This is a genomic window from Chitinophaga sp. YR573, from assembly GCF_900110995.1.
GTDB lineage: Bacteria > Bacteroidota > Bacteroidia > Chitinophagales > Chitinophagaceae > Chitinophaga.
The window spans coordinates 2,394,813-2,415,250 of the sequence record NZ_FOJF01000001.1 but is presented as its reverse complement, the minus strand read 5'-3'; the positions used below and the strand labels follow the sequence as shown (position 1 = coordinate 2,415,250).

The following is a 20,438-nucleotide window of genomic DNA, read 5'->3' as shown; positions in this document are numbered from 1 at the left end:
TACAACATTTTTTGCTCTCAAACGCTTGCTGGAAAAGAAAAAAGCAACCTCCTTGTGAGAGATTGCTTTACAAATAAATATTAGTTATCAGTTGTTGTCCTGCCTGCTTAATTATTTAACATCAGCGGCATTACCAGCATCAGGAGATCTTCGTTTTCTTCTTTTTCAGAAGGTCTGAGGATACCTGCTTTGGTAGGAGTAGATAATTCGATAGTGATCTCATCACCTTCTGCGGCATTCAGCATTTCTATCAGGAACTTGGCGTTAAAGGCGATCTGCATGTCTTCGCCGGTGTACTGGCAGTTCATACGTTCGTTACCTTCAAAGGAGAAGTCTACATCCTGTGCAGAAAGCTGGAGTTCGCTGCCGGTAATGTTTAACGCTACCTGGTTTGTGCTTTTATTAGAGAATACACTAATGCGTTTCAGTGCGTTCTGGAAATCGCTTTTTACCAGGGTAAGGCGGTAAGGGTTATCTTTTGGAATAACCACTTTATAGTCCGGGAAGCGGGCATCGATCAGACGACAAATCATCTGTGAACCATCATGAGATACAAAGAAGTGATTCTGGCTGTATGATATCTTCAGTTCACTCTCGTTATCCGGCAGGGATGATTTCAGCAGGTTCAAAGGCTTTTTAGGCACAATGAAAGTTTCTGCTTTAGGGCATTCAATGCCTGTTCTTACATATTTCACCAGTCTGTGCGCATCGGTAGCCACAAAGGTGAGGCTGTTGACGGTCAGTTCAAAGAACACGCCTGTCATGGCAGGACGAAGATCGTCGTTGCTCACAGCAAACAGTGTTTTGTTGATGGCTGTTACCAGTGCAGTAGAAGGAAGTGTGAAAGAGGTAGTGTCATCGGCAGTCGGCTCTTTCGGGAAGTTCTCCGGATTTTCACCCATTACCTTGTACTTACCATTATCCGAAGTAATCTCAACTGCATAAGAGTTCAGATCTATATGGAAAGTCAGTGGCTGGTCGGGCAGATTCTTGAGGGAATCCATCAGGATCTTCGCCGGGATACAAATACGGCCGGTTTCTTTGGCTTCTACCTCCAGCTTTACCTTCATTACAGTTTCCAGGTCTGTAGCCACTACAGTTAGTTCGTTTTTGTCAATCAGGAAAAGGAAATCCTCCAGGATTGGCAATACGGTATTGGAGTTAATCACACCGCTGATCTGCTGCAATTGTTTTAACAAAGTAGAGGAAGAAACGATAAACTTCATGTGATATTATTATTTGAAAGCAAACAAAGATAGAAAGTTTTGCCAATCTACAAAGAAGCGGACTGTAAACAACAGACTAATCATGAAATACAGATATTACCCTAAAATGTTATGTTGAATAAAATAACATTTATTGGGCTTATTATTGAGGGATATTCAAAAATTAAGCCTGTATTTCGAATGTTCTGAAAAAATGTAGTGTTTCTTTTAAATGATCTGCATATCCGTTAGCTTTGCGGACTCAAAAAAAATATTTCTAAAACTTAAAAATCTTTTGGGTTATGAAACTGTCTCATTTAGCCGAAACGTTGATCGGGTCTGAAATTATTAAGCTGGCCGGTGAGATAAAGGAGAAGCAGGCCAAGGGCGAGAAGATCTACAATTTTACAATTGGGGATTTTGACCCCAAGGTATTTCCTATTCCGGCTGAGTTTGAGGAAGAGATCATAACTGCTTATAAGGAACATTTTACCAACTACCCTCCGGCAGATGGTATCCTTGAGTTGAGAAAAGCGGTAGGTGAATTCATCTCAGAACATGAACACCTGAACTATGATCCAACAAAGGAGATCGTTATCTCCTGCGGCGGCCGTCCGATTATCTATGCCACATTTAGAACAATCCTGGACAGGGGTGAAAAGGTAATCTATGCCACTCCTTCCTGGAACAATAATCACTATACTCACTTCCTGGAAGCAGAACACGTAGTGCTGGAAACAAAACCAGAAAACGATTTCATGCCTACTGCCGCAGAACTGAAACCTTTAATTAAAGGCGCTACCCTGCTGGCATTATGTTCTCCGCAGAACCCTACCGGTACTGCTTTCGGTAAACAACAACTGGAAGACATCTGCGACCTGGTCATTGCTGAAAACAAGAGCCGCGGTGCTGATGAAAAACCTTTGTACATCATGTTCGACCAGATGTACTGGGTGTTAACTTTCGGACAAACACAACACTACACCCCCGTTTCCCTGCGTCCTGAGCTGAGAGACTATACCATCTTTATCGATGGTATGAGTAAAGCTTTTGCTGCTACCGGTGTAAGAGTAGGTTGGGCATTAGGCCCCGCTCACGTGATAGGCAAGATGAAATCCATCCTGTCTCACGTAGGTGCATGGAGCCCTATGGCAGAGCAGCATGCTGCCGCCAAATACCTGCGTCGCAAAGACGAAGTAAATGCTTACCTGAAGAGCTTTAAAGCTGAAGTAGAGGAAAGACTGCAGCGCATCTATGAAGGATTTGACGCGCTGAAAAAAGCTGGTCATTCCGTAGAGGCTATCGCGCCACAGGCTGCTATTTATCTCACGCTGAAAATAGACCTGGTGGGTAAGAAAACTGCTGATGGTAAAGTACTGGAAGATCAGGCTGCGGTTACATCCTACATCCTGGATGAGGCTAAACTGGGTCTTGTTCCGTTCTACGCCTTCGGTTCTGCAAAGAACTCTCCATGGTATCGCATGAGTGTCGGCACTTGTGTGAAAGAAGAAATACCAGCTATGCTGGCTCAGCTGAAAGCTGCGCTGGAAAAGTTAAAATAGTTATAATAAGCTAAATATCAGAAAAGCCGTTTCGGGATCTCCCCGAAACGGCTTTTCTCATTTACTGTCTGTCCTGTACGTTATTAGTGTTTGTCTTTACCCTTACCATGTCCGTTCCCACCTTTATTCCCGTGACCATTATTCCCATTATTCCCATGACCATTGTTACCAGGATGCTCTTTCTGCCACTGTGCATGCTGAGGATGATACCTGTTCACATAATACTTCTCTTCCCTGCTGTCGCGGATCGGTGTCTGATCGTGCTGGCCTTTAAAGTTGCCGTATTTCTCCTTGTAAACTTTATTCTTAAGGTATGGCCTGTTTACACCATTGATCACCACCTTATGCATGTTGTACACATCATAGCTGGTGTAACGTGCGGGCAGTATTCTGGATCTGTGCCAGCTGTTACCGTTTCTATAGATGTACACCCGGTCAGGTACATAATAATAGGTTTCGATATCCGGCAGGTAATAATAATCAACATAGTCATAGCCTGTAGGTCCCCAGGCTGGCTGAGTACCTAAGTTGATACTAACGTTGACCTGTGCCTGTGAGGCAAACGTAAATCCTGTTAAGGCAATTACGAGGAACATTAACTTTTTCATATAGATTGATTTTCATTAAGTAATGCAAAAGGGATGCCCCAACACGCCAAAACTGATTATTTGAGATATAATCCCGAAATCCATCTGTTAATACCTGAAATTTCGCCGCTATCACATTTTCTCAGGAACCACCTATGGGAAATCCCCTTTCCTGTGTTGATTCAGGGGCATATAAACCTCAAAATCCTATATCCCTTCGTCATAGAAAGCTCATTCCTTCAGCACTCTTACATCATTCCTATATCGTTTGGATATAGGAATGCCGGTAGAATGATATAGGAGTGATATAGGAGTGACGAAGGAATGTTGGTAGAATGAGCCATGAATAAGTCTTTAGGGCCGTGTTTTACAGTGCTTTAAGAAGGGCTTCTAACTTCCTGACTTTTTTGTTCGAAAAGTTAATCAATTGTTAAATAGCCAACTTCCTTGACTATTCTGCTAAAAGTTCTTACTTTTGACTCGGAAACTAAAAAAGTCAAAAAGTTAATGCACGCCGAAACCAAAGATGAAATGAGGGAAAAGATCCTCGAAGCGACTTTGAAGCGATTTACTCACTATGGTGCGTCCAAGACTACCATGAATGAGATAGCTGACGACCTGCGTTGCTCAAAGGCATCTTTATATTATTACTTCCCGGATAAGAAGGGATTACACTTCGCTGTGCTGGAGAAAATCGGGGAAATCTTTCATGCAGAACAAGAGGCTGAGGCGCAGAACATGACATCTGCCACCCAGACCCTGCTGAATATTATTGAAATTAAACGCCAGTTCGTACAACGTTACAGTCGCCTGGAATTATTCAAGGTATTGAATGATGGCAGTCCGGAAACACAACGGGTCATGAGGGAAATGAAGATAGCGATAGATGCGCTGATCACGAAGATTATGAAATATGGCGTAGAGACCGGAGAATTTGTGATAGATGATGTAGAAAGAATGGCAGAATTATATAACCAGACGATGGAAGGACTGAGATTTTCTGTTATAGATTATTGTATGCCGGTTCAGATAAATGCGGACCTGGCCCCCGAAGATTTTGAAAGAATAGTAGCACAGCAGAAGCTGCTGACGGAAATATTTGTGAAAGGATTAAAGCACCGTTAAACAGGAGTCATGCCAGTCAGAGAACGGATAATGGAAACAGCACTACGGATGTTCAGGATGTATGGTATTAAGAGCGTTACAATGTTTGATATATCGAGGGAAAGCGGAGTGTCGAAGAAGACGGTATACGAACATTTCAGAGACAAAGAAGACCTGGTACATGAAGGAATGAGTTTTTTACTGAATGGGCATGTGGAACAATTTAAAAATTTCCGTCAGCACTCTGCCAATGCTATTGAAGAATTAATCAGGGAACTGGAGTACATGGAGTTACTCGGTAAAACAGTGAATCCCGTGATGTTGTACGAAGTACAGAAATATCATCCGGGCATCTGGAAAACCGTAGAAGATTTTAAAAAGGATTGTGTACTGGACGCTATCTCCGAAAACCTGAAGCGTGGAATTGAAGAAGGATTATACCGCAACGATCTTAATACCACAATAGTGGCGCGCATGCGGCAACTACAACTGGAAACGGTATTCGATCCTGCACAATATCCGGCTACACAATATGATATGCACGAGGTAATGACGCAATTAACACAGCATTTCATATTAGGTATTACAACTTTAAAAGGACGTAAAATCGCCGCCGGATACCTACAAATTAAAGACGAAGACTAATATTCGAACGAACTATTAATATTCAAATCCGCCTACAAAAAAAACAAAGATTATACGGATGAAAAGGATCATGTTAACGCTTATTCTCCTTGTGGGAATAGGGGGCTATAATACCTATGCGCAGTCGGAACTGTCGCTGCAGGAGTGCCTGAAGTACGCACTTACCAATAATCAGCAGCTGGCACGTATCCGCATGGAAGAAGATATGGGTCGTTTCAAAACAAGCGAAGTAAGATCCAAAGCACTTCCACAGGTAAATGCCAGTGGACAGTATACCAACAATATCAAGAAACAGGTACTGGCCGTTCCGGGAGAGCTTATCCAGGAACCTGGTAAAACAGTACTGCTGGAAGCGGGTACCACACACAACATCACCGCTTCAGGCACCCTTACACAGACCATATATGATCAATCCGTATTTACCGGTTTAAAAGCCGCAAGAGCAGGAGAAGAATATTACAGTATGCAGTCTGCACAAAGCGAGGAAACCGTTATCTATAATGTGACCCAGTTATATTACAGCACACTGGTATCCCGCGAAAAAATGATCGTACTGGATGCCAATATAGAAAAGATAGGCAAACTGGTAGCCACCACCGGCTCTCAGGTTGAAAGCGGACTGGCAAGGAAAATAGACCTGGACCGTATGCGCGTAAACCTCACCAACTATAAAACACAACGCACACAGGCACAGAACCAATACCTGGTACAACTGAACCAGCTGAAACAACAAATGGGTATGTCAATGACGTCTTCCATCGACCTGCCACATACTTCCTTTAAAGAGATAGAAAGTAAAGCCGTAGCTGCGCTGGATTATGGCGGAGTAAACCTGGATAACAGGATAGAATACCGCTTGCTGAAGAAACAGGAAGAGTTACAGGAGTTCCAGAAGAAAGCATACAAAGCAGAATATTACCCTTCCCTGGCCTTAGCCGGTAACTATTCCTATAATGGGATCAGTAACAAATTTGATATGTTCAAAGGGAGTGGTTCTACTGCCAGCTGGTATAGTATGGCAAATGTGAGCCTCACTTTAAAGATCCCGATTTTTGATGGTTTTGCCCGTCGTTCACGTGTAAGTCAGGCCAGCGTAACGCTGAAAGAGCTGAGTAAACAAAAAGAAGAAACAGCCCTTGCACTCAACACACAGTTTGAAAATGCAAAACTGCAGGTACAGAATAATCTGACTACCATACAGGCACAGAAAGAGAACGTAGACTTAGCCAATGAGGTATATAATTCTACACAGAATAATTACAACCTTGGACTGGCCAACCTCACTGATCTGTTAGATTCAGAAACATCCCTTACAGAAGCGCAGAACAATTATAACGAAGCGCTGCTGCAATACAAACTGGCGGAACTGGACATTATTAAATCAAACGGGAATCTTAAAAGTCTCCTGAACTAATCAACATCTATAAACATCATACTGGATCTATATGAAAAAAATTATTATCTGGAGCTTAGTCGTAATAGCAGCTGGTGCACTGATCATGTGGAAACTGGGCGCCAATAAAAAAGCCAACCTGGCAAAAACGGAGTTCGTAAAAGAAAGTAATTCAGGAGATGTTCCTGTACTGGTAGAAAAAGTATCAAAAACAGATTTCTCACAAGGCTTCCTGGCCAATGGTAACTTCACGCCTGTACGTGAACTCACTTACCTGGCGGAAATTGCAGGACGTATCACTAAACTGACTGTAGACGAGGGTAGCGTGGTAAAACAGGGACAGATCATTGGTTATATAGATGGAGAAATTCTGGGAACAGATTTACAATCTGCAAAGGCTAACCTGGAACAACTGAGAGTAGATAAAGAAAGATATGAAAGCGCATTTCAGACAGGTGGTGTTACCCGCAAACAGGTAGACGATGCGAAACTGCAATACGATCTGGCTGCTTCTAAATATACTGCTGCCAGCCGTCGTGTAAGTGATACTTATATCAAAGCGCCTATACAGGGTGTTATCAATAAAAAATATGTAGAGCAGGGTGCTTACCTCTCTATTGGTAATAAATTGTTTGATATCGTAGATGTATCCCGTTTGAAACTGGCGGTATCAGTACCGGAAGCACAGGTAGTAACCCTGAAAGTAGGTGACAAGGTAAATGTAACTACTAATGTATTCCCCGAAGTTACCTATGAAGGGCGTATCACATTCATTGCAGCCAAAGGTGATAATACACTGAACTATCCGATAGAAATGGAAGTAGCTAACATCAGCGGTAAACAACTGAAAGCCGGGATGTTCGGTACTGCACATTTTGATCTGCCTGATGCATCAGCAGCTATACTGGTAGCACGCACCGCTTTTGTAGGTGGTGTAAACAGCAACCAGGTATATGTAATGCAGGACAACACGGCTAAACTGCGTAAAGTTATAGCAGGTCGCATCTTTGGCGATAAAGTAGAAATAAGAGAAGGATTAAAGGAAGGAGAAACAGTTATCACCAGCGGACAGATCAACCTGATAGATGGTGCTAAAGTAATGGTGCAAAAATAATCAACTATGAAGATCACTGAAATATCCATAAAGCGGCCGACCATAGTGGTAGTGGTGTTTACTGTCCTCTCCCTGATGGGGTTCATTAGCTATAAATCGCTGAACTATGAGTTACTGCCAAAGTTTACATCACCTGTAGTAACAATTGCTACAGTGTATCCCGGAGCTTCTCCTAAAGAAGTAGAGAGTACAATTACCAAGAAGATTGAAGATGCAGTTGCATCCATGGAGAAGATCAAAAAGATCATTTCCAAATCCTCTGAAAGTTTATCTACTGTAACAATAGAATTGAACAACGATGCGAATGTGGATATTGCCCTGCAGGATGCACAGCGTAAGGTAAACTCTATATTATCTGATCTGCCTACAGATGCAAAGGCACCATCGCTGACTAAATTCTCTCTGGATGACTTACCTATCATGACATTGTCTGCTACCGCCAATATGGATAGCAAAACATTTTATGACCTGGTAGATAAAAAAATACAACCATTACTTTCCCGTTTACCAGGTGTTGCACAGGTAACACTGATCGGTGGACAGGAACGTGAGATCCAGATTAATATAGATCCTAAAAAGCTGGACGCATATAAGCTGTCTATTGTACAGTTGCGTCAGACCATCACCAATGCCAACTTAGACTTCCCTACGGGTAAGGTAAAAACATTAGATCAGCAGATGCTGATTCGTCTGGCAGGTAAATATAAGGATGTAGATCAGCTGCGTAATCTTGTACTGACTACACTGGATGATGGTACACAGGTTCGCCTGAAAGATGTGGCAGATGTGCAGGACGGACAGAAAGATGCGGAACGTCTCGCCCGTTTGGATGGAGTGAGTTCTATCGCCCTACAGGTGCAGAAACAGAACGATGCCAATGCCGTAACTGTGAGTGAAGAAATGAAGAAGGCGATCGCCAGCATCGAAAAAGATTATAGTGCCAGCAAACTGAAACTATTTATCGCAAATGACTCTTCCGACTTTACACTGGAATCTGCTGATTCTGTAATTCATGACCTGATCATTGCGATCGTACTTGTAGCCTTTGTAATGTTATTATTCCTGCACAGTATCCGTAATGCGATCTTCGTAATGATCTCTATTCCGGCATCACTGATAGCAACTTTCATCGGTATAAAGCTGATGGGTTACTCACTGAACCTGATGTCCCTGCTGGGTTTATCCCTGGTGGTAGGTATCCTGGTGGATGATGCGATTGTGGTACTGGAGAATATTTACAGGCATATGGAAATGGGTAAGAACCGTGTACGTGCTGCTTTTGACGGGGTAAAAGAAATAGGCTTTACCGTTACCTCTATTACACTCGTAATTGTGGTGGTATTCCTGCCTATCTCGCTGACAAGCGGACTGGTATCAATGATTCTCCGTCAGTTCTGCGTAGTGGTGATGATGTCTACAATGCTTAGTTTGCTTGCCTCTTTTATGATCGTTCCATTACTATCATCAAGATTTGGAAAGCTGGAGCATATCACTGGTAAGAACCTTTTTGAAAAATTCATCCTGTGGTTTGAAAAGCAACTCTCGAAATTTACAGACTGGATGACTGGCATCCTGAAATGGGCACTGAATCATAAAGCAATTATGCTGATTGGAGCAGTAGGCTTGTTATTCCTGTCCTTCATGCTGGTAGGTAAAGGATACATTGGAGGAGAGTTCATTCCTAATGGTGACCGCGGACAGTTCATCGTTGTGCTGGAAATGCCAAAGGATGCATCTGTAGAACAAACCAACCAGGCTACCCGCACTGCGGAGAAATATCTTGCCACTAAAAAAGAAATTACGCGGTTAATCACTACCGTAGGACAAACCAGTGAGGATGGTTTTGGTGTATCGCAGTCAACTGCATACAAAGCCGAGATCACGGTAATGCTGGTAGATCCTAAAGAGCGTCTGGACGGAGCAGATATTTATGGGGCCAGAATCAAAGAACAACTCCGTAAAGTTTTACCTGGTGTGAAGGTGAAAACAATGGATGTGAGTATCATGGGTACGGCACAGACAGCACCTGTGGAACTTGTTGTGATGGGTACTGAGCTGGATAGTGTAATGGGATTTGCCAAGAAAGCGATGGTGGTACTGTCAAAAATTGATGGTACAAGTGATGTGAAGTTATCCGTAGAAGATGGTAACCCGGAAATCAATGTGCAGGTAGATCGTGATAAGATGTCCGCACTGGGACTTACGCTGGATGGCGTAGGAGGAACTATGCAAACAGCATTCAACGGTACTGCAGATGATTCCAAAATAAAATTCAGACAGGGAGATTATGAATATGATATAAACATCCGGTTCGACGACTTTAACAGGAAGAACCTGGAGGATGTTTCCAATATAGAGTTTCTAAATAATAAAGGACAGCTGGTTAAACTGTTGCAGTTTGCTACTATCACACAAGGTTCCGGTCCCAGTAAGCTGGAAAGAAGGGATAAGAATACGTCGGTATCAGTGAAATCGCTGGTTGTAGGTCGCCCAAGCGGTACTGTGCAGGCAGAGTTTGCAGCTAAACTGGCAGAACTGCCTAAGCCTGCAGGTATCAGTTACCTCTGGGCAGGTGATGCGGAAAATCAGGGAGATTCGTTTGGTACGATAGGAATAGCATTGATGATCTCTATTGTACTGGTGTACCTGATCATGGTAGCATTATATGATAACTATATTTACCCGCTGGTAGTATTGTTCTCTATCCCTCTGGCAATCATCGGTGCATTACTGGCACTGGCCCTTACTAACAATACCCTGAACATCTTCAGTCTCCTGGGTATGATTATGCTGATAGGACTTGTGGCGAAAAATGCGATCATTCTGGTCGATTTTACTAACCAGATGAAGGAACAGGGGATGAGTACGAATGAAGCACTGATTCACGCGAATCATGCGCGTCTCCGCCCGATCCTGATGACAACGATTGCGATGGTAATCGGTATGTTACCAATTGCATTGGCAACCGGTGGTGTATCCGCTATCAAAAATGGTCTTGCATGGGTAATCATCGGAGGTCTGACAAGCTCCATGTTCCTGACCCTGATCATAGTACCGGTAGTGTACAGAATTGTGGATAGCGCGATGAACCGTCTGGGAATGAATAAACCTTCTACCAAACGTATGATCCGTCAGAAAATGTCGGCTCCTTCTGAGGAGGAAATTAAAGCAGCAGCATTAAACTAATTATAAGATAATCGTTACTCTAACAGTGTAACAGTTGTAGGTTTAGGTAAATGGCCGGGGTATTCCTACTCCGGCCTCTTTATTTTCTGGCCAGTAATAACATGTGAGATACGGGGAAAGGGATTTCTTCCAGAGAGGTATTGAATAATTTTGTTTTCCCTTCTAATCTGTTTTTCACTATCCATTCGTTACGGTAAGGTTTGGATAGTTTATCTACTCTGAAACCGGCGGTTTCCAAAGCCTGTTGCCAGTCGGCAAAATTCCAGAAACAGAATGTTTCATGCATTTCACTTAACCAGTTGTCTTTATAATCTTTTGTAAACAGGAACTCACAGGCGTCCTGCATTTTTAATTTGCAATAGGTTTCATCTTGTATGGTTACCCATTCATAAGGTAAGTGGAATCCTTCTGCATGACGGAAGTCCTGTGCAAAGCGCGTGAATAAAGCTCTTGTAGACAGTTTATCAAGATCTGTGGTATCGTTCTCTCCGTCGCTGGCATTTAACCACATTAGTATGATCTCGTCTTTATTATCAGGCCCAACAACATCCCTGTTAATCCATACCCCACCAGGAGCAAGCTCCTGATAACGGTTATTGATAAATTCAAGTAGATCAGCCCTGCTGCCGTAAGATTCTATTTCATGGGTAAGAGAAGACGTGTGGATGGTATTCATGCTTCCAGCATCAAATACCAGACTTGTTACTGCATTCTTTTGAGAAAAGAAAACAGAAGGATTTGTAAAATCCCCATTATGCTTACGTTGCAGGCAAATATCAAATAAATGCCTTGATACTTCTACACCGTAAAAATCACACTCATGCAAACGCTCATCTTCACTTCCTGTCTTTATCCAGGAACCAGCTGCACAGCCAATATCTCCTATTCTCCCGGTATGAATATAAGGCGCGGTCTCCTGATATTTTAAAGCAGCTATTTCATCCATCTGCTTTACATAAGCATTATAATCTCTCGTAGCAGTAAGATCTCCGTCTGCGCCTATGATAGGGTCTTTTAGAATACGCTGTACTTTCTCTCCAACATTATACTGGTTCCAGACCTTAAAAGCTGCAGGATGCATCAGATCCAGGATCTGTTTATCTTTTTTCCAGTTATCTGCTTTTACGATCATCTGCACAATATCCCATGGTAAAACCTGTGTGTATTGTTGAGTATTAACATCCCATTCTGCCGGTAATACGCGATAGCCTTGTTCTGCATACATATCCTTTACAGGAGTAGAACAGATTACAATCGTATTATCAGGAGTTAGTTTGTGAAAACCTTCACTGTTATGATTAATAGTTTTTAAGGTATAACCAGCGAAGTTATCAATAACCCCCACATCATCAATTCCATATACAAATACGGGAACATCCAGATAACTGGAAAACTCCTGTATCGTCATAGCCCTTAAGTAAAAAGGAACGGGGTTACGTTTAGTACCCAGATGATTAGAAGAAGTGACCGCAAATATTATTGCGGTAACAGGCATGGGTAACATTGGTTTACCCTGAATATCCAGTTCTCCTTCCAGGCTGCGCTGCACAAGCCCATTCAGGTACTTAAACTGAAAATCTGTAAGAAGATGGTGTCGGCCAGGTATTAGTATATACATCTGCACAAAATAATAAAAAAATGCTGTCTGCCGGGAGGCCGGAGACAGCATGAAAATGGGGGACAAATGATGGTGATGAATTCGTTAGTGAATAGTATGCCCAGATCAGATAATTGCTCGTTTCTTTATTTCGTCAAAAGTGTATTGTTTTTTAATCTCTCCATTTTCAAATACAGTTACCAGCTCATCTGCTAACTGAGGCGCTTCGCTTTGAGCATAAGATTTGAAAACACCATTTTCCTTTACCAGTACCTGTTTGCCATATTTGGATTTCTTGAAAGAAACGCGCGTGTTACCATTTGCATCTAATTCCAAAGGATTCTTCTGTACGTTAATTTCTTTACCATTTACCTGTGCATAAGAACATTTCAATGCATATTCCTGTGTATCACGGTTCACTCGTTGCAGCAAAGCCCCACCCATACCCAGCACCAGGTTTTCAGCACTGATACCGGCATTCTTTAATGCTTCGTAAATAACAGGAATGGAAGAGTAACTGATACCATCACCCTGAATCACACGTACCTGAGGTGGTAATACTTTATACCCTTTCTCATTCAGGGTAAATCCAAATTCCTGCATCAGGATTTCAAATATTTTCAGCAATGTCTGTACAGCATCTCCACTGTCCGGACGTATTACCAATGTTCCTTTACGGTTCAGGATCTGTTGTTTCAGTTCAGTACCCCAGTAATCTTTACATGCACGGAGAATGTTGTAGGAGTCAGATACGCAGGCAATAATACCTGTAGGGAACGTATCCAGAATGTGACGGAATATTTCCAGTTCCCCTTTCTCTCCCAGCAGCGTAACGATAGAGTGTTCAGTGGCAGGGATAGAAACTCCCGGAGCAACAGGTGCGTTATAATAACGTTTCGCGTAAGTAGACGCAATCAATGTATCGCTACCGGCAAAGCTGATCAGGTGAGCGCTACCGCCCCATCCCGCACTTTCTACAGAGCTGGCGCCACGGAAACCAAAGTCGTTCAGTATATAATCGATGCCGGCAAAAGATGCAGCGCTGGCAGTAGTGGTATAATACTGCTGTACTATCTTTTTAATCTCTCTGGAAAGCGTAGCCACCGTACATGGATACCATACCTGCATCAGTAATGTTTCCAGGAAGTTGGTTAACCAGAAACAGTTAGGGTCTGTATTCTCGATGGTCATCAGTACATTCTTTACAGAAGTGACTGTTCCTTCCGGTACTGCTTTGATACGCACCGGTAAACGACCCCCATGTTTCTCTATAATGTATTCGAATTTGCTACGGTCGAAGATATCATTGCGGCCAAATACCTCCAGCAAAGTTGCTTCTGCTTCATCAATCTTTTCTTTAGTAATAACAGCGCCCTGCAGGTATTCCATGAGGAGATACTGTAATCCATAGAAAACGGTTTCTTCAAACTTGCCGCCGCGGCTTTCCAGGTAGGAGTAAATATATTCAGTGCCCGGTATATACAGTTTGTGGTGAGAGTATTTGTAAGCGTCGGCTAAGAGAATGATGTTTTCCTTTGTCATGATTCCTTATTTTAATCGTTTGTAGAATATTTTTCGGCTAATTTTTCTATCAGGGGTATGTGGGTGCTAACTATTTCGCCTTGTGCAATAAGCTGAGGGATCTCGTTTACATTTACCCATCTCATAGCGGCAAGATCGTCTGCGGCTGCAGGTTCTCCGAAGAGGAGGTCTGTACTGAAAAGAGTAGTGATGATCTTATCTACTTCAGAGCGATAACGCCAGTCGTCCATCAGCAGCGATAATTCAAACTGCATAGGTCCGGCTTCCACTTCTCCGCATTCCTCACGTAGTTCACGGCGGGCTGCCATTTCAAAACTGTTATCAGTAGGGTCTGCAAAACCACCAGGCAATCTCCAGGCTACTTCATTCGGCTTGCGGCCTAATAACAGCTGCCGGCGGTTCTGCCGGAACAGGGCGATATCTACTGTAGGATATACTTTTGGAAAGAGGTTGTACGTGTTATAGATCACGCCTGCACGAAACTCTTCCGTATCAAATACTTTATCAGAGATGGCTTCCCTTTGTGCGGTAGCGTTAAAGTCCTGTACGGGAGGCAATGCTTCCGTGTTGTAACGGCCGGTGTAAGAAGGAATGAAACTATCGCGACTACCATACAGTACAAATGTTTCCTGCGGGAAGTTGTTGGATAACAGATCATCCAGTTTCTGAGACCATACTTTATCTATTGCCTGATCGCTGAGTGGTAATATGATGATATCTGAAAACAGCTGTTTGAGCATCCGTTCGCGGGTGTAATAGTCCAACGGATTTTTGCGACTACCCTTTACCGGGCTTACTCCTAAAACAATGATCAGCCGGTTATGTTTTTGTTTCACCTGGCGGATCAGTGAAAGGTGTCCCTCATGAAGGGCCGGTGTCTGAAACCTTGCTATAATGACTGCTGTCGGCTTATTTGTTAGCATAGGATAAATTAGTTTGCGTATTTATGACACAAATGTAATAAGTTATAACACATAGACAAAATAATTTTTGTACTATTTACACAAATAAATATAAACGGCTGATTTTGAGGTGTAAAAATAAAAAAGGCCCCGATAGGAGCCTGTCAATAAATAGTTATATTTCGAAGATGATACCTTCCTGCTTCAGCTTAAAGTATTGTTCTTCATTAAAGCTGTACAGCTTAGCCGGTCGGCCTGCCGACGGATGTTTCTGTTTCTCATTGTGCCCCATCAGAATCCCGAAATGATTCATTTTTTTCTGGAAATTCCGCCGGTCAATGGGACGGTCTAATACCGTCTCGTATAACTTCTCCAGGTCAGAAATCGGGAATTTCTGATCCAGTAGCTCAAAGCCTATAGGCTCATATCTTATTTTGGTACGCAGGCGTTTCACAGCAGTTTCCACTACCTCTGCATGGTCGAAGGCGAGGTCCGGTAACTTCTTGATATCAAACCAGCGGGCATCTTCTGCATCAGAACTGGCGGCCAGTTTAAAGTTGGTAGGGTTTACCAGTCCAAAGTAAGCCACAGACACTACCCTGCCACGGGGATCACGTTCCGGGCGACCAAAAGTATACAGTTGTTCCAGGTAATTGATATGCACACCGGCTTCGGTTTGCAGTTCTCTTGTTACTGCTTCTTCCAGGGTTTCTCCGTCCAGCACAAAACCGCCTGGCAATGCCCAGCGGTGCATGAAAGGAGGAATGGTACGTTTGATGAGCAGTACAGAAATGCTTTCTTTCGCAGTGTAGCCAAACACTACCGCATCCACACAGAGTCTTATGTTTTGTTTTGGTTCCAACCGCTTATTTTATATAATGTTCTACCTGTGTGGTATCCTTATGAAGATTGATGAACAGGGGATTTTTTGCAGGATCGAATACGATAATGGTATTAGCACCCCAGGCATCCTGTGGAACAGGTAAATCTATCAGTACTTCCTGTGCATTTGTTCTATGAAACAGCAGGCTGTCTTTGGCCGCAATGTGTCTGGTGAAACCATGACGTTCAAGATAGTTTTCCATTTGCTGTTTGCGAAGGAACACAGAATCATCAGGATTGCCCGGTTTGATATTCCGGGTTACGTAGCTCTTCTCTGTTATAATATCATAAGCCGCCCTGTTGGTATTATCCCGCTCACCTGACTGATTACACGAAAAAAGCAGGCTGCTTGTTAATAAAATGAGAATACTACGCATGATAAAATTATGTTATAGAGCTGCAAGGTATTAAAAAAAGCGTTGTGGCTCTTAAAACTGGATATTAAAAACTTTTTCGGCTTCTCCTCTGCGGATCTTTACGGTAGTGGTATCTCCCTTTTTGAAGGCAGAAAGTGCCTGCATATAGTCTTCCAGGTTGGCAACGGAATGTTTGCCCAGTTGAACGATTACGTCATTGATTGCCAGTCCGGCCTTTTGAGCGGGTTTACCCTCAGAAACTGCATCTACCCTTACGCCTGCCTTCTGGAAAGTATAATCCGGCATGATACCCAATGTTACAGTGAAGTGTGCGCTGGTACCTGTTTGCAGTTCACGTGTTTTGGAGAACATCAGTTTATCCATGCCATTGGTCTTCTCTACAACGGTATATATCATCCTGATTACCTTTATCTCTCCTTCATAATTAATCTTATCCGCTTCATCTGAAGGCTTATGATAATCGCTATGGGTGCCGGTAAAGAAGAATAATACCGGTACATTTTTACGGTAAAAAGAAGTATGATCAGAAGGGCCAACACCTGATGAATCGTAAGTAAGTTGCAATCCTTCCGGCGCTGTTTTTGGCAGCAATGTAGGCCAGGCCGGAGAAGTACCTATACCGCCAACCTGCAAACCTTTGGTTTCATCCAGGCGGCCTACCATATCCATATTTATCATGTAGTCGAAAGTAGCAGGATCTACAGTGCTATGTTCTGTAAAATATTTGGACCCGAACAGTCCCAGTTCCTCTCCGGAGAAAGCAACAAACAGGTAGTTGTATTTATTAAGGCGGGAAGCTTTAAGCTGTTTGGCCAGTTCCAGCAAAGCTGCAGTACCGCTGGCATTATCATCCGCACCATGATGTATTACTTTCAGCGTTGGTGTCATGGAATTATGATCTTCTCCATAACCGAGATGGTCGAAGTGTGCACCTATCACTACAGTACCAGGGGCTTTATTATCAATATATCCGACTACGTTAGTACCGGTACGTTTGTAGCTACCGAAGGCTACACGTATATTGATATGACTGTCTTCTGTAGTAGAGAGTGATTTACTCACTTTACTGTTGATCCACACCGCCGGTATGGTCAATGGTTCAGAGGGAGTAGCCAGCCATTTCTTCACTTCTTCCGGGCTTTCCGTACCATTATAAAACACTACACCTGTAGCACTGGATTTAGCAGCTTCACGGGCGTACTGGCGGTATACGTCAACCGGTGCGGTGTGAGGGTTTACCTCAAATTCCTTCACGTTTATCAGCCATATATTATCCGGTTCATTTACATCTGGTATTACATCTCCTTTTACACTTTTTTCTGCGCTGAAAGGGAGTGGAATAAACTCTTCGCCTGCGGCAAGATTAGCAATATTGATAGTGAGCAGACTTTTTTCCGCAATAGTTCTGGTTTCACTTACAGGGAATGTCTGCAGGTAACCGTCATTACCTTTGGGCGTTAGTCCTGCCTGTTTCATCTGATCGGCGATATACGCTACGGCCAGTTGTTCTCCGCGGGTGCCGGTACGGCGGCCTTCCAGTATGTCGCTTGATAAATAAGAGATGCTGGCCTGAAGGTTTCCCAATGTTTTACGGTCAGCCTTTTTTTGGGCGTTTAATGGTGTAAAGGGCAATAAGAGTGCGAATAGCCAAATGTTGTGCTTCACAGTTGTTGTTTTTTAGGAGTCTGTTGACGGTTGTCAATAAACAAGAACAGGTGTTAAGCCTTTGAAGTTCAGTGCAAATGTAGTTTACTTCTATGTACTATGGATTATTGACTGCAAACACGAAGGCAATTATTGCACCAAAATCACGATTTAAGCCCGAATTTAGAAAATCACCCTATTTTTGCGGGGCTAAAACAAGATCTGAACTTTAAAACATACCCAAAACAAGAAACCGATCATTAAACATTTATGAAGAACACACCTTTTACAAACAAACACATAGCGCTGGGCGCTAAGATGGCTGCTTTTGCGGGCTACAATATGCCAATATCATATACTGGCATTAATGATGAACACCAGGCAGTGCGTAATAATGCAGGGGTTTTTGATGTAAGCCACATGGGTGAGTTTATACTAAAAGGAGAAAATGCACTGGACCTGATTCAGCGTGTTACCAGCAATGATGCATCCAAACTGACAGCGGGTAAAGCACAATACAGCTGCCTGCCAAATGAAACGGGTGGTATTGTGGACGATCTGCTGGTATATTGCATTGAAGAAAACAAGACGTATATGCTGGTCGTAAATGCCAGCAATATTGAGAAAGACTGGAACTGGATAAGCCAGCATAATACTAAGGGTGCAGAGATGCACAACATTTCTGAAAAGACCTGCCTGCTGGCAATACAGGGGCCTAATGCTTCCGGTATGCTGCAGTCATTAACAGATATTGAACTGGTAAACCTGAAGTATTATACTTTCGCAAAAGGGGGGTTTGCAGGGGTGCCAAATGTATTGATCAGTGCTACCGGTTATACCGGTGCGGGTGGTATTGAAATCTATTTTGAAGATAAAGACGGGGCTGCGGATAAGATCTGGGATGCCATATTTGAAACCGGCGGACCAAAAGGACTGAAGCCAATCGGACTGGGTGCCCGTGATACCCTGCGCCTGGAAATGGGTTTCTGCCTGTACGGTAATGATATTGATGATAATACGTCTCCCCTGGAAGCAGGTTTGGGCTGGATTACAAAATTTACAAAAGACTTCACTTCCCGTAGTATATTTGAGGCGCAGAAAGCTGCCGGTTTAGAGAATAAGCTGGTAGGTTTTGAGATGATAGATAAAGGAATTCCGCGTCATGACTACGAAATCAAGGATGCAGCCGGGCAGGTAATTGGCCGGGTAACCTCCGGGACACAGTCGCCCTCTTTACAAAAAGCGGTAGGTTTGGGTTATGTGAAGACCGCATTTGCTGCCCAGGACTCCGAAATCTTTATTGCGGTGAGAGATAAGTTGTTGAAGGCCAAGGTAGTAAAAGTTCCTTTTTTAAGTTAATAAGAACATAATAAAAAAGGAGCGATAATCGTTAGCTTTATTTGCTGAAAAACCATATCCGCTATGCCTACAATTCATATAACTACTTTGATTCATGCTCCAATGGAAAGGGTCTTTGACCTGAGCCGGAGCATTACCCTGCATAAGCGCAGCATGCTGCACCTGCAGGAGGAAGCAATAAAGGGCCGTACTAACGGGCTGATAGAGTTGGATGAAACAGTTACCTGGCGTGCCAAACACCTGGGAAAGATAAGGCAACTGACTACCCGTGTCACAGAAATGCATCCTAAAGATTATTTCTGCGATGAAATGGTAGAAGGGGATTTTACCTTTATGAAGCATGAGCATCATTTTAAGCAGATTGAGAACGGCACCGTAGCGATTGATATTTTTGAATTTGGTACTCCGTATGGCAAGCTGGGCAAGCTACTGGAGAAGTTTTATCTCCAGCGTTATATGACCCGCCTGCTGCGACTACGGAATAGTGTAATAAAAGATTATGCGGAGAGTGAAAAGTGGAGAGTGATATTAGATTAACAGCGACAGGGCCTGTTGTATAGCAGGTCCTGTAATTGCAACTTAAGAGAGAATGACAGAACAAGGAAAACCCTCTTTGGAGGTATGTTTATCACCAGCATTGCTGCACTTGTATGATGTGAAGAATTGTATAGTGGTGATTATTGATGTGTTAAGGGCTACTTCTACTATCTGTACAGCCTTGAACAATGGAGCAACCAAAGTTATACCGGTATCATCGGTAGCAGAATGTGTGAGTATTGGCAAACAGCTGGGAGCTGTTACTGCCGGTGAGCGGGATGGAATGATTGCCGAGGGCTTATTAAACGGAAACTCTCCTTTTGAGTATTCCAGGGAATTCATCCAGGACAAGACACTGGTGCTGACCACAACAAACGGTACCAAATTACTGCATATGGCTAAAGATGCCATACAGATCATTACCGGTTCCTTTCCTAATATTTCTGCAGTATGTGATTACCTGGTAGCACAAAAGTTGCCGGTGATCCTGGGTTGTGCTGCCTGGAAAGATCGTGTAAACTTGGAGGATACCCTTTTTGCCGGGGCCGTAGTGAGCCGTATAAAAGAACATTTTTCTGTCAATTGCGACTCAGCAATAATGGCAGAGTCTGTATATAATACTTCCAAAGACGATATTTTTGGTTTTATGACACAGGCTTCCCACTTTAAGCGCCTGGCTAATTACGGATTGGAAAAAGATATCCGTTATTGTCTTTCCCCTGATGGCGCCAACGTTTTACCGATATTCAGAAATGGAGAGTTGGTAATAGCGGGATAGCGTTCTGCACAAAGCCTTCAGCTT

Annotated in this window: 17 protein-coding genes; 9 read left to right on the top strand and 8 right to left on the bottom strand. The window is 43.1% G+C overall.

Annotation, left to right across the window (positions count from 1 at the left end):
• Positions 1-107: 107 nt before the first annotated feature.
• A complete protein-coding gene (gene dnaN, locus BMW86_RS10045) occupies positions 108-1,226 on the bottom strand; it encodes a DNA polymerase III subunit beta (RefSeq protein WP_089781409.1) in 1,119 nt (372 codons plus the stop codon).
• Between the two features lie 281 nt (positions 1,227-1,507).
• Here dnaN and BMW86_RS10040 point away from each other — a divergent pair, with 281 nt between their 5' ends.
• The gene (locus tag BMW86_RS10040; protein ID WP_089781407.1) at positions 1,508-2,767 is read left to right on the top strand and encodes a pyridoxal phosphate-dependent aminotransferase; all 1,260 of its coding nucleotides are present in this window, start codon (positions 1,508-1,510) and stop codon (positions 2,765-2,767) included.
• An 83-nt stretch (positions 2,768-2,850) separates the two neighbouring features.
• Here the strand turns inward: BMW86_RS10040 and BMW86_RS10035 are convergent, their stop codons facing one another.
• Positions 2,851-3,375, bottom strand: coding sequence for a hypothetical protein (locus BMW86_RS10035; protein WP_089781406.1), 525 nt, complete (start codon positions 3,373-3,375; stop codon positions 2,851-2,853).
• Positions 3,376-3,861: 486 nt separating this feature from the next.
• Between BMW86_RS10035 and BMW86_RS10030 the strand changes: the two genes are divergently transcribed.
• Genes BMW86_RS10030 through BMW86_RS10010 form a run of 5 tightly spaced genes read left to right on the top strand, consistent with a single transcriptional unit; the run spans position 3,862 to position 10,796 of the window.
• The gene (locus tag BMW86_RS10030) at positions 3,862-4,479 is read left to right on the top strand and encodes a TetR/AcrR family transcriptional regulator (RefSeq protein ID WP_143056539.1); all 618 of its coding nucleotides are present in this window, start codon (positions 3,862-3,864) and stop codon (positions 4,477-4,479) included.
• A 9-nt stretch (positions 4,480-4,488) separates the two neighbouring features.
• Complete coding sequence (locus BMW86_RS10025; RefSeq protein ID WP_089781404.1) at positions 4,489-5,103, top strand: TetR/AcrR family transcriptional regulator; 615 nt, start codon at positions 4,489-4,491, stop codon at positions 5,101-5,103.
• 58 nt (positions 5,104-5,161) lie between these two features.
• The gene (locus tag BMW86_RS10020; RefSeq protein WP_089781402.1) at positions 5,162-6,517 is read left to right on the top strand and encodes a TolC family protein; all 1,356 of its coding nucleotides are present in this window, start codon (positions 5,162-5,164) and stop codon (positions 6,515-6,517) included.
• A gap of 31 nt (positions 6,518-6,548) precedes the next feature.
• Positions 6,549-7,610: an efflux RND transporter periplasmic adaptor subunit gene (locus BMW86_RS10015; RefSeq protein WP_089781399.1), complete on the top strand. Its 1,062-nt coding sequence runs from the start codon at positions 6,549-6,551 to the stop codon at positions 7,608-7,610.
• A gap of 6 nt (positions 7,611-7,616) precedes the next feature.
• The gene (locus BMW86_RS10010) at positions 7,617-10,796 is read left to right on the top strand and encodes an efflux RND transporter permease subunit (protein WP_089781397.1); all 3,180 of its coding nucleotides are present in this window, start codon (positions 7,617-7,619) and stop codon (positions 10,794-10,796) included.
• A 79-nt stretch (positions 10,797-10,875) separates the two neighbouring features.
• On the opposite strand, the gene BMW86_RS10005 is transcribed toward BMW86_RS10010, so the two are convergent.
• The 6 genes from BMW86_RS10005 to BMW86_RS09980 form a co-directional block, all read right to left on the bottom strand.
• Positions 10,876-12,414, bottom strand: coding sequence for a class I SAM-dependent methyltransferase (locus BMW86_RS10005; RefSeq protein ID WP_089783626.1), 1,539 nt, complete (start codon positions 12,412-12,414; stop codon positions 10,876-10,878).
• 105 nt (positions 12,415-12,519) lie between these two features.
• Complete coding sequence (locus BMW86_RS10000) at positions 12,520-13,935, bottom strand: nicotinate phosphoribosyltransferase (protein WP_089781395.1); 1,416 nt, start codon at positions 13,933-13,935, stop codon at positions 12,520-12,522.
• An 11-nt stretch (positions 13,936-13,946) separates the two neighbouring features.
• Positions 13,947-14,858, bottom strand: coding sequence for a pantoate--beta-alanine ligase (locus BMW86_RS09995; protein WP_089781393.1), 912 nt, complete (start codon positions 14,856-14,858; stop codon positions 13,947-13,949).
• 154 nt (positions 14,859-15,012) lie between these two features.
• Positions 15,013-15,699 (bottom strand): NUDIX hydrolase, encoded by a 687-nt coding sequence (locus tag BMW86_RS09990; protein WP_089781391.1) that lies wholly within the window; start codon positions 15,697-15,699, stop codon positions 15,013-15,015.
• 4 nt (positions 15,700-15,703) lie between these two features.
• Entirely contained in the window at positions 15,704-16,096 is a 393-nt protein-coding gene (locus tag BMW86_RS09985; protein ID WP_089781389.1) for a hypothetical protein, read from the bottom strand.
• A 51-nt stretch (positions 16,097-16,147) separates the two neighbouring features.
• The gene (locus tag BMW86_RS09980; RefSeq protein ID WP_143056538.1) at positions 16,148-17,761 is read right to left on the bottom strand and encodes a M20/M25/M40 family metallo-hydrolase; all 1,614 of its coding nucleotides are present in this window, start codon (positions 17,759-17,761) and stop codon (positions 16,148-16,150) included.
• Between the two features lie 249 nt (positions 17,762-18,010).
• Between BMW86_RS09980 and gcvT the strand changes: the two genes are divergently transcribed.
• The 3 genes from gcvT to BMW86_RS09965 all read left to right on the top strand — a co-directional run bounded on the left by gcvT (position 18,011) and on the right by BMW86_RS09965 (position 20,414).
• The gene (gcvT, locus tag BMW86_RS09975) at positions 18,011-19,099 is read left to right on the top strand and encodes a glycine cleavage system aminomethyltransferase GcvT (RefSeq protein WP_089781385.1); all 1,089 of its coding nucleotides are present in this window, start codon (positions 18,011-18,013) and stop codon (positions 19,097-19,099) included.
• A gap of 63 nt (positions 19,100-19,162) precedes the next feature.
• Positions 19,163-19,636 carry an SRPBCC family protein gene (locus tag BMW86_RS09970; RefSeq protein ID WP_089781382.1) on the top strand — a complete coding sequence of 158 codons (474 nt, stop codon included), beginning with the start codon at positions 19,163-19,165 and terminating at the stop codon, positions 19,634-19,636.
• 52 nt (positions 19,637-19,688) lie between these two features.
• The gene (locus BMW86_RS09965; RefSeq protein ID WP_089781380.1) at positions 19,689-20,414 is read left to right on the top strand and encodes a 2-phosphosulfolactate phosphatase; all 726 of its coding nucleotides are present in this window, start codon (positions 19,689-19,691) and stop codon (positions 20,412-20,414) included.
• The last annotated feature ends 24 nt before the right edge of the window (positions 20,415-20,438 follow it).

What these genes read in the sequence shown, in the direction of transcription:
- dnaN (WP_089781409.1), bottom strand. Translation starts at nt 1,226, where the DNA reads ATGAAGTTTATCGTTTCTTCCTCTACTTTGTTAAAACAATTGCAGCAG.
- BMW86_RS10040 (WP_089781407.1), top strand. Translation starts at nt 1,508, where the DNA reads ATGAAACTGTCTCATTTAGCCGAAACGTTGATCGGGTCTGAAATTATT.
- BMW86_RS10035 (WP_089781406.1), bottom strand. Translation starts at nt 3,375, where the DNA reads ATGAAAAAGTTAATGTTCCTCGTAATTGCCTTAACAGGATTTACGTTT.
- BMW86_RS10030 (WP_143056539.1), top strand. Translation starts at nt 3,862, where the DNA reads ATGCACGCCGAAACCAAAGATGAAATGAGGGAAAAGATCCTCGAAGCG.
- BMW86_RS10025 (WP_089781404.1), top strand. Translation starts at nt 4,489, where the DNA reads ATGCCAGTCAGAGAACGGATAATGGAAACAGCACTACGGATGTTCAGG.
- BMW86_RS10020 (WP_089781402.1), top strand. Translation starts at nt 5,162, where the DNA reads ATGAAAAGGATCATGTTAACGCTTATTCTCCTTGTGGGAATAGGGGGC.
- BMW86_RS10015 (WP_089781399.1), top strand. Translation starts at nt 6,549, where the DNA reads ATGAAAAAAATTATTATCTGGAGCTTAGTCGTAATAGCAGCTGGTGCA.
- BMW86_RS10010 (WP_089781397.1), top strand. Translation starts at nt 7,617, where the DNA reads ATGAAGATCACTGAAATATCCATAAAGCGGCCGACCATAGTGGTAGTG.
- BMW86_RS10005 (WP_089783626.1), bottom strand. Translation starts at nt 12,414, where the DNA reads ATGTATATACTAATACCTGGCCGACACCATCTTCTTACAGATTTTCAG.
- BMW86_RS10000 (WP_089781395.1), bottom strand. Translation starts at nt 13,935, where the DNA reads ATGACAAAGGAAAACATCATTCTCTTAGCCGACGCTTACAAATACTCT.
- BMW86_RS09995 (WP_089781393.1), bottom strand. Translation starts at nt 14,858, where the DNA reads ATGCTAACAAATAAGCCGACAGCAGTCATTATAGCAAGGTTTCAGACA.
- BMW86_RS09985 (WP_089781389.1), bottom strand. Translation starts at nt 16,096, where the DNA reads ATGCGTAGTATTCTCATTTTATTAACAAGCAGCCTGCTTTTTTCGTGT.
- gcvT (WP_089781385.1), top strand. Translation starts at nt 18,011, where the DNA reads ATGAAGAACACACCTTTTACAAACAAACACATAGCGCTGGGCGCTAAG.
- BMW86_RS09970 (WP_089781382.1), top strand. Translation starts at nt 19,163, where the DNA reads ATGCCTACAATTCATATAACTACTTTGATTCATGCTCCAATGGAAAGG.
- BMW86_RS09965 (WP_089781380.1), top strand. Translation starts at nt 19,689, where the DNA reads ATGACAGAACAAGGAAAACCCTCTTTGGAGGTATGTTTATCACCAGCA.